Source organism: Halalkaliarchaeum sp. AArc-GB, from assembly GCF_031432225.1.
GTDB lineage: Archaea > Halobacteriota > Halobacteria > Halobacteriales > Haloferacaceae > Halalkaliarchaeum.
Genome location: NZ_JAVKGM010000016.1, coordinates 70,785 through 83,276, shown reverse-complemented (window position 1 = coordinate 83,276; position 12,492 = coordinate 70,785). Strand labels below are relative to the sequence as shown.

Genomic DNA, 12,492 nt, shown 5'->3' with positions numbered 1-12,492 from the left:
ATACACTCCCACAGCCGGCCGATCGGGATACACTCCCACAGCCGGCCGATCGGGATACACTCCCCCACAGTCGGTTGGAATTACATACGTAATTTTGTCACGCAAACACCGTCGAGAGCGACGCGAGAGAGTATTGAAATTACAACAGTTCATTATTGTCGAATTTTGTAGTTAGAAGAGCTCTTCACCGGGTTTTGATGTCGCTCTCGATTCGGTACGTCAGGTCCTGGTAGGTGATGTTGATGTTCAGTTTCCCGATCTTGTACTGCAGTATCTCGGCGATCTCTTCGACGCGTTCGTCGTCGAATCTGAGCGACGGTGCAGCGACGACGACGGCGCCGTGAAACCGGTCCTGGTTGTCCACGATCGGTGCCGCGACGGTGCCGACGCTCTCGACGATCGACTCGCGCCCGTACGCGAAGCCGTCCTCCCGAATCCGTTCCAGTTCGGCGGTGAGCGAGGCTCGTCCGATCCTGTTTTTGAGCGGGAATTTGAGCTGGTCGAGGAGTCGCGATCGTTTCTCTTCGGGGAGATACGCCAGGATGAGTTTTCCTTCGGGAGTCGTATGGAGCTCGGTACAGAACCCGGCGTGGATGTCAGTCTGAATTCCTTCTTCGCCCCGTTCGTTTCCCATGAAGACCATCTTCCCGTCCGATTCGACGACGTAGGTCACGCTCTCTCCGGTCTCCTCGGCGATCTCCTTCAGGAGTGGCCGCACGTGCCGGTACGCGGTGCGCTTTTCACGGACGATACCGCCCAGTACGAAGAATCGGAGACTCAGGTGATAGCTGTTGTCCTCGTCCTGGACGACGTAGCCGCGACGTTCGAGCGTCGAAAGATGAGAGTGGATCGTGCTCTTTGCCATCCCCAGATCCTCCGCGAGTTTCGACACGCCTGCACCGTCAACGTATTGAATGTGTTCGACGATATCGAACATTCGATCGATCGCCCGGATCCCGTTTCGGCTCATAGCTGCGATGTTCATGAGTAACAGTTAAAGTCTTTTTCACACAGGAATCAGTCGACTGAAGCCGTATTGGAAACCGGGAAGAAGTCAGAAGTCCACCGGCTGGGTTGTCGTGTCCGTAGCGTTTTCTCCTCACTTTCGGGGACACCGGAGGGATTCTGTATGATCGAACGGCTGACGTTCACTCGGCGAGCGATTCGGAGAGCGGAGCCGCCTTCGTCGGCTCCGGGACGGGCGTTCCAGCCGCGTACCGTTCCACGTCGCGAGCCGTGTCTGGGGTATCGAGGATCTGTTCGAGACGAAGGTGATCGCCGTTCATCACCGAAAGGGAGACGCTTGCCGACGGGGAATCGTCGCCGCCGACTTCGGCGACGAACTCGCAAAACTCCTCGGCATACTTTTGATGGAACGGGTAGAGGTTCCCCGTATCCAGAAGCACGACGTGGTGATAGCAGCTGACGACGTCACGGACGAGTGTTTCCGGAGGAGTTCGCATGCTCTCGCTCCGTGCCGTGGCCTGTTCGATCCGTTCGCTTCGGGGCCAGGTCACGCGCAGGTCCGGATGTCTCTCCATTGCCTCCTCGAATCGATCGGTTACCTCGTCGAGCTCGCCCGCGTACGCCTTGTACACTTTATAACAGTCCAGTCCCACGTCGATCCAGCCCCTGGTCAGGTAGTACGTTCCCGCAGCCTTCCGTTCCCCGTGAGGGCCCTTCGGACGATCGGTGAGAAATAGTTCGATGCAATCGCCGCCGTGATGGACGTACAGGGGCACGTCGGAGGTTCGAATCCCGGCAACGCCATCGGGATCGTGATACAACACCAGGATTTCGTCGACTCCCGCCTCCTCGAGTGTCCGGATTCGCTCTTGGATCGCGTCGTGTATCCGTTCCGATTCGGGAGCGTGAATCGGAAACTCGTGGTACCACTGGGGGATCAGTTCGATCACGGCGTCGGGAGCCGACCGCCGAAGTTCGTCATACAGCGTTTCACAGGCGACGATACCGAGCATTGCCCGGTGATTTGTCGGGCGATAAAATAAGCGTTCGTACCGGTACCGAATGAACGCCGGTCAGTTCACTACAGCCGTGGGATCACGCATCGAGCCACTCTTTCGCCAGATTGACGCCGCCCGGTGCGTCGGTTTCGTAGCCGTCAGCTCCCACGTACTCGCAGACGTCGTCGGTGATCTGTCCGCCGCCGATCATCACTTTCACTCCTTCTCGAAGCCCGTCCTCGTTGTGTTCCTCGATGAGTCCCGCCTCCTCGAGCGCGTCGACGGTCTCCTGCATCGAGTCGAACGCCGCGGTCAGGAATCCACTCAACGCGAGGATGTCGGGATCGTGCTCCTCGACGGCGTCGACGAAGTCCTGCACGGGGACGTCGATCCCCAGGTCGTGGACTTCGAACCCGTTCAGATCGAACATGAAGTACACGAGGTCCTTCCCGATGTCGTGGATGTCGTCCTTGACGGTGCCCAGGACGACGACGCCAACCGGATCTTCCTCGTCGGCGTCGGGCATCTCTGTCTGGAGGATCTCGGATACCTGCTCGATGATGTCGCCCGCGTACATGAGGTCGGGTATGAAGTAGTCTTCCGCCTCGTACCGGTCGCCGACGATCGCCATTCCCGCCTTCAGATCGTCGAGGATATCGAGCGGGTCTTCGCCGGCCTCCAGACGTTCTTCGGCCATTTCTACTGCTTTCTCCTCCTCGAGATCAGCCAGCGCTTGCACAAATTCGTCTGACATCGGTAACCAGTTGAAACGTCAAAGTGGGATTCCTTAAAGATTGCGGGTCTCACGGCCTGAGATGGCCGTTTCGTACATCTTGAGTTTAATTATTACAATCAGGATTGTTTCTTCGGGGGAGATGGATCGCTTGGTGACAATCGCACGCACGGGTATCACTTTGTCGTCAGTCAAGGCGTTCTCCGTGCGCTAGACTGGCTCTCGATTGTGGTTGTCACACGTAGCACAATCCTTTTACTGGCGCGCGGTGTCATTTTAACCGGGTAGTATGTCACTACAGACAACCGTACAAGGTGCCGGCGACCCGATCACTCTCGACCGAACCGAACAGGTTCATCTCATCGGCGAACGCATCAATCCGCGACCGGATTCCGATCTGGCTGCGGCGCTTTCCGAGGGGAACATGGAGCCGGTACGCGAACTGGCAGTGGAACAGGTCGAAAACGGTGCAGACCTGATCGACGTCAACGTCGACGCCGACGGGGTAGACAAAGACGAAATCCTCCCGAAGGCGGTCGAAACCGTTGCGGACGCGGTGGACGTGCCGATCGTGATCGACACGAACTACGAGGACGCCGACGCCCTCGAGGAGGCGCTCCAGGTTTGTCCCGGTAAACCAGTCGTCAATTCGGTCAACGGTGAACAGGAGTCGCTCGAAACGATCCTTCCGCTCGTAGCCGAGTACGAGACGGCTGTTATCGGCCTGACGATGGACGACGACGGGATCCCGAACGACGCGGAAACGAGGTTCCAGATCGCCGAAACGATTCTCGCACGCGCGGCCGAACACGATATTCCTGAAGAGGACGTGATCGTCGACTGTGCGGCGCTTCCGCTGTCTACCGATTCGGAGGCCGGTCGCGTCACTCTCGACACCATGGAGAAAGTCCGCGACGAACTGGGCAACAACATCACGCTCGGTCTGAGCAACGTCTCCTTCGAACTCCCCAACAGGGAACTGATCAACAACGTCTTCTTCGCGATGGCGGTCAACGCCGGACTGAACGTGCCGATCATTCACGCCGAATCCGCGAAGGAAACCGCGCTGGTCGCCGACCTCGCGATGGGTCGCGACGACTACGCGACGCGGTATCTCGGCTATTACCGCGGCCGATAGTTCCTGTTCCCGCGGTGGGAACAGCCTTTTTCGGGGAGACAGCGTCCTGATGCCAAAAAGTATAATTACTATCCCTCTAGTTTTGCGGATGGAGGTTCGAGTTAGACATGTCCATACTTAAGCGAGGAGTAGGTCCAGATAGACGCTGGTTCTATCCGGCATCAGGCACCGGTTTGCGATTCATACTGGCGTATCTCGGGATCTGGTCACTGTTTTATCCGTATCTACAGAACGTTTACGGGCTAGATACGGTCGCACCTCTCGCGGCGGGTGCCTCCGCCGTCGGTGTCGGTGTGATGGTGATCGGGCCGCCGATCGCTGGAACGATCCTGGATTACCTGGAAACGCCGAAAATTCCGTTTGCGATCGCGGCTGCGTCGTTCTTCGTCGGGATGTTGCTGCTCGCGTCGATGTTCGCGATCGACAGCTGGGCGGAGGCGCAGTGGTTCTACTACGCGGGTAGCTTCCTCACCGGTATCGGGGTGGGAATGACCGCTGGAACCGCAGTTCCCACACTGTCGAGGTGGTACCGGGGCGACAGAATGGGTCGGGCAATGGGTATCATCAACATGGGCGACCCGCTGGGACGCGTTGCCCTCGCGCCGATCGTTGCGGGCCTGATCGCTTACATTGGGTTCGGCTACGACCTGTTCCTGCTGATCGGTATCGTCGGTGCGGCCGTGGTCGTCATCGTCGGCGTCGTACTGTGGCGGAACCCGACCCAAGAGGAGATCGATTCCGGTGTGCTTTCGGCGTCTCTCGACGACGAGGACGACGACGGGGCCGATGACGGGGAAACCGACGAGGCGATGTCCTCGGACGCGGCTTCCGAAGAGGATTCCGGAGCGGAAGACGACGGTGAAGACCGGATCGAAGAGGAGGGGGTTACGATCGGGGAGGCGGTGAAGATGAAGGAGTTCTGGATCCTCTACTTCGCAATGATGGGCGCGGCCTTCTCGTACATGGGCCTGCTCCAGAACATCTCCACGATCATGATCGAGGGACTGACCATCGGTGGGTACAGTGAAGCGTACGTTGCCGATTGGCTAGTTCCGACCTTCCTGTCGCTCACTGGGCTGCTCACTGCGGTCGGTGCGTACGTCTGGGGCGACCTGATGGACCGGCTCGGCGGCCCCTGGCGGACGCTCCCGTTCATTTACGGTATCCCTGCGGTGCTGATCGGGGTGTTCTACTTCGGTTACACGAACCTGTATCTCATTCTCGGTGTCGGTGCAGTGATGTTCTTCTTCTTCGGCGGCGAACCTGCTGTCCATTACGCCGCGGTTCCACATCTGTTCGGCCGGAAGAACATCGGCATGGTGATGAGCTACATCAACGCCTTCTCCGTCGGGACCGGGATCGTGCTCGGCCCGACCGTGATGGCGTACATCAACGACCTCTGGGGAGGATACGCGCTCGCACTCGCGCTCGCAGTCGCGTTGCGGCTCCTCTCTACTGGGCTGTCGTTGTACGGACTCCGAGTCAGCAAGGCGAAGGGCAAGTAACGCGGTAGCGCTGGGTTATCGCTGCTTCAGCCTTTTGAGAAAAGACTAAATGGATACCTTCGGTAGGTCCGAACGGATATGGTAAGCCTCGAGTCGTGGGCATCAGGCGAAGGTATCGAATTCGAGAGCGAAGAGGCCGAGGAAGCGTACAAGGCCCGTGCTGGCCGCATGAAGACCGCGATCGAACGTGGGGAACCGGATCGGGTTCCGGTGCAGGTCAGGGCCGGCTACCTCGCGGGCCACTTCGCGGACGTCACGTTCGAAGAGCTCATGTACGACGGCGAAAAGGCGAAACGCGCCTATCGAGAGTTCATCGACGCGTTCGACCCGGACAACAATCCGGTGATGCCGATCCCGTCGGGGAAGATCTTCGACATCCTCGATTACAAGCTGTACAACTGGCCGGGTGACGGTCTGGAGGAAGACGTCGCCTACCAGGCGGTCGAAGACGAGTATCTCAAGCCCGACGAGTACGACGACATCATCGAGAACCCTGACGCGTACTTCCTCCGCAAGTATCTCCCGCGCGTGTTCGGGGAGGCGGAAGGGCTCTCGAAGATCCCACAGCTCGCGACCGCGTCGGAACTCCCGTTCGCGAACGCGATGATGCTGTCGTTCGGGGACCCGGAGGTCCAGAGCGCGCTGGACACGCTGAAGGAAGCCGGCGACGAAGCCGTCCGGTGGCAGATGGAGGTCGGCTCCGTGTCGGGAGAGGCAAACGCGAAGGGGTATCCCTCGGCCTCCGGGGGGTACGCGAAGGCACCGTTCGACATGATCGGCGACACCCTCCGTGGCACCCGAAAGACGATGATCGACATGCGCAAGCGACCCGAAAAACTCAAACAGGCATCGGAGGCGCTCGTTCCGATGATGACCGACCTCGCAGTCGGCGGGCCGAAATCGACCGGCGTTCCCATCGTCATGTTCGTGCTCCACAAGGGTGCCGACTCGTTCATGTCGAAAGACGACTTCCGGGAGTTCTACTGGCCAACTCTGAAGGAAGTGATGGAAGGCGTACTCGAGGAGGGGTACGTCCCGTGGATGTTCGCGGAAGGGAGCTACGACGACCGGCTGGAGATCCTCGCCGACGACCATCCCGAGGGCGGAAACGTCGTCTGGCACTTCGATCAGACAGATATCCGTCGCGCGAAGGACGTGCTCGGGGATCAGGCGGCCGTCGCCGGCAACGTTCCCACTGGCGTCCTGAAGACCGGCTCGCCCGAGAAGGTCACGGAGTACTGTGAGGGGCTTATCGAGGACGTCGGCCCCGACGGCTTCATCCTCACCCCCGGTGCGACCGTCTACCGGGCGCCCGCGGAGAACATCCACGCGCTGGTCGACTCCGTGAAGTAGGATCGGGTTTTTCCTCTTCGTTTCGGGTCGTCGTCCGGTAGCCCCCTCGTCCGGCAGACCCGACGTGATCGGCCGTTTCACGCTGGATGGACCCATCAGTCGAGAGATCAGCTCTCAGTCACCAGTCTTGCAGTAAAAACGTCAGGTGAAAGTATAAGTTCCGCCCCAACAAAGAACAACTGTCGGGAACTACCATGAACGACGATCGACTGTCGGATTGGGATGTCATCTCTCCGAACCGCGGAGTTACCGAACGTACCCGACTCGACGACAGCAACTCATGAAACCGGAACACGACGTCACACTGGAGAACTGGGAGAACGGAGTGGGAATCGACTTCGAGGACGAGGCGGCACGGGACGCCTACCGGGAACGCACGGGCCGGTTCGCGGCCGCCATTCGGGGCGAAGAGCCGGATCGGATCCCCACTGCGCTCAGCGCCACCTTCTATCCGGTGTTTCATGCGGGGATCACGCCTGAAACAGCGATGAACGACGCGGCAGCGCTCGCCGCTGCGCTCGAGGAGACAGTGTACGATCTCGAGCCCGACTGCCACCAGCTGTCGGCCGCGTTGCTCCCGTCAGCGAAGATGCTCGAGATGCTGGATTACAACCTGTACGCCTGGCCGGGGGACGGCGCGTCCCCCGATACGGGATATCAGGCGCTCGAAAAGGAATACATGGGTCCGGACGACTACGAACAGCTCCTTCAGGATCCGACCGACTTCTGGCTACGCCACTACATCCCGGAAATCGTCGGTGCGCTCGAACCGTTCCGGAAGCTGCCACACTTCACCGATCTCGTCGAGATTCCGAGCATTCACTTCATGGCGATCCCGTTCGGATTGCCCGACGTCCAGGAGGCCCTCGAGACGCTCATGGACGCCGGCGAGGAGGCGCTTCGATGGCAAGAGATCGTCGGCGGAACCGTCGAGGAGGTCATTCGATCCGGGTATCCCCGGTCGTTCGGTGGCTTCACCAAAGCACCCTACGACACTCTCGGGGATACACTTCGGGGAACAAAAGGGATCGCGATGGACCTCAAGCGGCAACCCGACGTGCTCGAGGAAGCCGTCGACAGTCTCACCCCGACGATGATCGAGATGGGGATCCGCTCGGCGCAGGCCGCCGGGAATCCGTTGGTGTTTATTCCCCTGCACAAGGGGGCCGACGGGTTCATGTCGGACGAGGAGTTCCGGACGTTCTACTGGCCGCAGCTCCGGGATGTGATCGACGCACTCACCGACGCCGGACTCGTCCCCTGGCTGTTCGCGGAGGGGAGCTACGACGACCGACTCGAGGCGATCGCCGATCAGCCGGACGGGAACGTCGTCTGGCAGTTCGACCGGACCGACATGCGCGACGCGAAGGAGGCGCTTGGCGACCGGGCAGCGATCGCGGGCAACGTCCACAGCTCGCTTCTCAACACCAAAGAGCCGGAGGACGTCGACGCATACTGTCGTGAACTCATCGAAGACGTCGGCCCCGACGGGTTCATCCTGGCGCCCGGCGTCGCGATGGACGAGGCGAAGCCAGAAAACGTGCGGGCGATGATCGAGGCACCCAGAAAGTACTGTTAGGCCCTCGGGTTTCGAATTTTTGGAGCTCCCGGTACGTGTTAGTCGGTACCTCACAGGGAGCGATCGGCGTCGACGTCAGCGAGTCTGGCTTTCACCTCGGGATACGCCTCCAGGTTCCGGTGGGGGAGATACATCGCTTCCATGAACTCGTCGTGGAACCCGTCCCAGGCGGCGAGTTCGACGTAGTCGACCTCCTCGACGATCCGTTCGGCTTCGGCTCTGGCGTCGCCGTCGAGCAGGGCGTAGATCGCTCCGTGACCGGCGGCGTTACCCAGGAACTCCACCCGATCCGCATCGACCCGTGGGTACATTCCGAGCAGCTTCGCAGACTCGGGATCGAGATAGTTGCCGAAGCCTCCGGCCATCACCAGCCGATCGACGTCTTCGATTCCCGCCTCCGAAAGCAGAACACTCGTGCCGGTCTGGATGGCCGCCTTGGCGTTCTGGATGTCGCGGATGTCCTCCTGGGAGACCACGATCGAGGATCCGTTGCCCGACGCGTCGGCCTCGACGAGGACGAACTCCCGGTCGCCCCCGTCCGTCTCTCTGATGCGACCACGCCCGTTCTCGGGATCGACCAGGCGTCCCCGACGGTTGATCGCCCCAACGAGGAACAGCTGGGCGACGACATCGACGATCCCGGATCCACAGATCCCGATCGGCTTCTCGTCGTCGATGACCTCGAGAGTGGGGTCCCAGGTTTCGGGGTCGAGTGACACCGCCTCGATCGCTCCGGGTTTGGCTCGCATTCCGTGAGAGATCTCCGCTCCTTCGAGTGCTGGCCCGGCCGGAGCCGAGGCTACCCACGCCTGCTCGCCGTCATAGACCGCGATCTCGCCGTTCGTGCCGATGTCGATACAGACCACAGTGTCGGACCGATCGAGCAGTCCCGCAGCGAGGATGTCCGCGACGAAGTCGGGACCTACCCAGCCGCCGATGATCGGAAGCCATGACAGATACGACGACCGGTGGATATCGAGACCTAACTCCCGAGCTTTCACTGCCGTCGACGACTGCATCGCTGGCACGTATGGGTTGGCCGCGACCGCGCTCGCGTCGATGCCGAGAAACAGGTGATGCATCGCGGTGTTCCCGACGAATACGGCGTCGTAGATCTCCTCGGTTGCGACGTCCGCCTCCTCGGTCACCTCGGCAATGCTCTCGTTTACTGCCTCGACGATTTCCGACTGTAGTTCTTCCCGTCCGTCCGGCTTCTGGGAGTGCTGAACACGACTGATGATGTCGCCGCCGTGTCTGCTCTGAGGATTGATCTGAGAACTGACGCTCACGATTTCGCCGCTCTTGAGGTCGATTAGATACACCGCAAGGGTCGTCGTGCCGATGTCGACCGCCAGCCCGTATGCGGACAGAGAAGTCCCGGGGACGACCGAGAGCAGCTCCTCCCGGTCGTACACGATGGCGGTACACTGGAGGGTCCCGTCGTCCGCTCGTTCGCGGATTCGAGACGGGAGATCCGTCATCGCGAGGCGATCCACCTCCGTGACGTCGATCCCGTAGTCACGTTCGAGTGCTGCGAGGACGCGTTCGCGATCCGCAATGTTGTCTTCCAGAGTCGGCGCGTCGAATTCCAGACGGTACAGACGGACGTGAGGAGCGAGATCGACGTCCATCTCTACGCCCTCGGTCATCACGATCTCTCCCTCACTTCGTGAAGACGCCGGGACGTGAACCGAGACGTCACCGTCTACTACCGCACGACAGCCCAGTCGATACCCGTCCGCCAACTGTTCTTCCGACAGAACCGTTCGCTCCTCGTCGGTCATCGGTGAGAGGTTGTCGGCACCGTCAGTTACCTGTACCGCACACGTTCCACACAATCCGTTACCCCCACAGAGAGCCTCGATTCGTCCGTTCATCCCGTCTGCGACTTCCAGCAGTGTTCGGCCGGATTCTGTCTCGACGTTGACTTCCCACGGGCTGAAAGACACGACAGGCTCTTGTGCCATGTAGTGGGATACGGACAAGGGTCTAATGAAGTTGGTGACTGGAGGGAGACCACACTGTCTCGAAAACTGGACTGGATTTCGATCCGTATCGATCCAACATTCTTGCGACTAATAAACTACAATATAATAGATAGGTTTGACGAATAATAATCTATCAGATATTTATATGCAGGCACCCAACAACTCCGTCGTCGTAGCGACAAGAAGGTGAGCTCGGGTCCGAGTAAGGATGCATGAGGATAAATGACGTTCTAACAGTTCCGACACCGATCTGATGCCAGGGGGAGCTATACTTTCTAATTTATTAGTGAATAGATTTAATTGGATTCGAAAATGATAGATTGTGGAAGTCTTATCAGTACTATAACATGTATTATTTATTTTTAATATGTAAACACTACATATCACTATATCAACCGTCCCGAGTCAGCGTTTATCGTAGGCAATCGAGTAGTTCACGAAAGCGCTCACCGAAATCTCGTCCCGCCTAACAGCGACCAGCAGTAGTTCGCGTTTTCAGAATATTAGTATCGTACCCACCATTTATTTTGTCTGTCGGAGTATCGGGGGATATGTGTGCTAATAACTACCAAATATCTGCCCAGGGAAAACAGCCGGACGACGGGGGTCGGTTTCCAGTTGATTTCCAGTGTGCTGGAGCTGAGAGCAACGTATGAGCACTGTCAACGCCGAATCCCAGGCGAGTGAAGAGCGGGGAGAACCGGCCGACCCCGACGTTCCAGTAGACGTGGAGGTGGAACTGGAGTTTTCCGAGGCCACAATCGAGGAGATCGAGGCGTACGCGTCACACTCGGGAGTGTCGAGGACGGACGCCGTCAGGCGTATCGTTCGGAAACACTTCGAGCAGACCGAACGGCGAACGATCCGGCTCACGGCGTTTACTGCGGGTCTCGCGTGGGTCGCCGCAATCGGGCTGTTCGGAGCGACCAACGTCGCGAGCGTCGTCGGGGCGATTTACATCGTCGTGACCCTGTTTTGGGCGAGCTATCCACTCATGCGGTCGTCCTGACCGACGAGCGTCTCCGGCCTGACCCACGAAAGGCCAACGCTTATTCTTTCGAACGGGCTACAGTTCACGGAACGATGGCAGGACGGAACACGAGTGGTCGAACCGAACTCGACTGTGGTGGGTCCCGAGCATCCGTTCCCCTGCCACGTGTCGTGATTTCGGCCATCGTGTTTGTCGCGGTAGCTGTGGTCGTCGCAACCGCACTGGGTAGCGGTCCGTTCGCGGCGGTCACGCCTGGTGCCGTCCTCGATAGCTCGGAATCCGACGGCCCGAGTCCGACTGTCGAAGCCTCCGAACAGGGAACTGTCACGATCGAGTACCGCACCGAATCAGGTAGTTCCGATCGGCTCGTCGTCGACGACGTCGATCCCCGGCTGATAGACGCCAGGGCGGGATGGGTCGTCGTCGACAGAAGCCTCTTGCCGCCGGCGCTCGAAACCGCAGCCGGCGATCCCGAGTCCGGGATCGTGACCGTCGGCGATAAAGCGTTGGTGGGCAACCTTTCCGTATCCAGTCGGGATGCCGGAAACGCAACCGTCACCGTCGTCGTCCCGGCGGGTATGGACGCGGATTCCCAACTGAAGTCGTATTTCCTCGCGGAGTTTGTCTCCCCGTACGATCTCGGGCCCCACGGGACAGACGCCACGATCGTCCTCGCCCCGGACGCGCTCCCGCACAGAGGCGCGACGTACGCCGACGGGACCGCGTACGTAACCGTCCCGCAGTTCTGGGACGGCCACGTCGGGAGCGTCTGGTTACACGAGTACGTTCATCTCCGCCAGGGATACGACGCGGAAACCGAAATGGTCTGGTTCACCGAAGCCAGCGCGGAATACCTCTCGTATCGAATCATGGCCGAACAGTACGAGGAAGTCACCGACGACGACGTGCGGAGTCGACTCGAATCCCTTCCCGAACATCCCGACGCGACGTTGTCCGAGCCGTTGACCTGGAACGGCGAAAGCGTCGATTACACCAGGGGACCCCGCCTCCTGTACGCCGTCGACGCTGCGGTTCGGGACGGCAGCGACGGCGAATACACCCTGTTCGACGTGTTCCGTGCGATGAACGAACTCGACGACCCCGTGACAGTCGAGGAGTTCCGAAGTCTCGTCGAGGAACACTCCGGGGAAGAGGAACCGTGGATCGAGGACGCGATCACCGATCCCGGGCCGATGGATCAGTATCGCGAGTACGACGAACTGTTCTCCGAGAGCTGAGAC

General features: G+C 59.7%; 10 protein-coding genes. 6 read left to right on the top strand and 4 right to left on the bottom strand.

Annotation, left to right across the window (positions count from 1 at the left end; all coding sequences use genetic code 11):
• Positions 1 to 184: 184 nt before the first annotated feature.
• From RH858_RS13795 to RH858_RS13785, 3 genes are all read right to left on the bottom strand, one after another.
• The gene (locus tag RH858_RS13795) at positions 185 to 970 is read right to left on the bottom strand and encodes an IclR family transcriptional regulator (protein ID WP_310562156.1); all 786 of its coding nucleotides are present in this window, start codon (positions 968 to 970) and stop codon (positions 185 to 187) included.
• Between the two features lie 178 nt (positions 971 to 1,148).
• Positions 1,149 to 1,979, bottom strand: coding sequence for a DUF1638 domain-containing protein (locus RH858_RS13790; RefSeq protein ID WP_259533029.1), 831 nt, complete (start codon positions 1,977 to 1,979; stop codon positions 1,149 to 1,151).
• 82 nt (positions 1,980 to 2,061) lie between these two features.
• Positions 2,062 to 2,718 (bottom strand): cobalamin-dependent protein, encoded by a 657-nt coding sequence (locus RH858_RS13785; protein WP_259533028.1) that lies wholly within the window; start codon positions 2,716 to 2,718, stop codon positions 2,062 to 2,064.
• A gap of 268 nt (positions 2,719 to 2,986) precedes the next feature.
• On the opposite strand from RH858_RS13785, the gene RH858_RS13780 reads away from it, so the two are divergent.
• From RH858_RS13780 to RH858_RS13765, 4 genes are all read left to right on the top strand, one after another.
• Complete coding sequence (locus tag RH858_RS13780) at positions 2,987 to 3,835, top strand: dihydropteroate synthase (RefSeq protein ID WP_259533027.1); 849 nt, start codon at positions 2,987 to 2,989, stop codon at positions 3,833 to 3,835.
• 173 nt (positions 3,836 to 4,008) lie between these two features.
• Entirely contained in the window at positions 4,009 to 5,340 is a 1,332-nt protein-coding gene (locus RH858_RS13775) for an MFS transporter (protein WP_259533026.1), read from the top strand.
• Between the two features lie 78 nt (positions 5,341 to 5,418).
• Positions 5,419 to 6,693 (top strand): uroporphyrinogen decarboxylase family protein, encoded by a 1,275-nt coding sequence (locus RH858_RS13770; RefSeq protein WP_259533025.1) that lies wholly within the window; start codon positions 5,419 to 5,421, stop codon positions 6,691 to 6,693.
• Positions 6,694 to 6,973: 280 nt separating this feature from the next.
• Positions 6,974 to 8,272: a uroporphyrinogen decarboxylase family protein gene (locus tag RH858_RS13765; protein ID WP_259533024.1), complete on the top strand. Its 1,299-nt coding sequence runs from the start codon at positions 6,974 to 6,976 to the stop codon at positions 8,270 to 8,272.
• 50 nt (positions 8,273 to 8,322) lie between these two features.
• Here RH858_RS13765 and RH858_RS13760 read toward each other — a convergent pair whose 3' ends face one another.
• On the bottom strand, positions 8,323 to 10,239 hold the full coding sequence (locus RH858_RS13760) for an ASKHA domain-containing protein (protein WP_259533023.1): 1,917 nt from the start codon (positions 10,237 to 10,239) through the stop codon (positions 8,323 to 8,325).
• 673 nt (positions 10,240 to 10,912) lie between these two features.
• On the opposite strand from RH858_RS13760, the gene RH858_RS13755 reads away from it, so the two are divergent.
• On the top strand, positions 10,913 to 11,269 hold the full coding sequence (locus RH858_RS13755) for a hypothetical protein (protein ID WP_259533022.1): 357 nt from the start codon (positions 10,913 to 10,915) through the stop codon (positions 11,267 to 11,269).
• 74 nt (positions 11,270 to 11,343) lie between these two features.
• A complete protein-coding gene (locus RH858_RS13750; RefSeq protein ID WP_310562155.1) occupies positions 11,344 to 12,489 on the top strand; it encodes a hypothetical protein in 1,146 nt (381 codons plus the stop codon).
• Positions 12,490 to 12,492 lie beyond the last annotated feature (3 nt).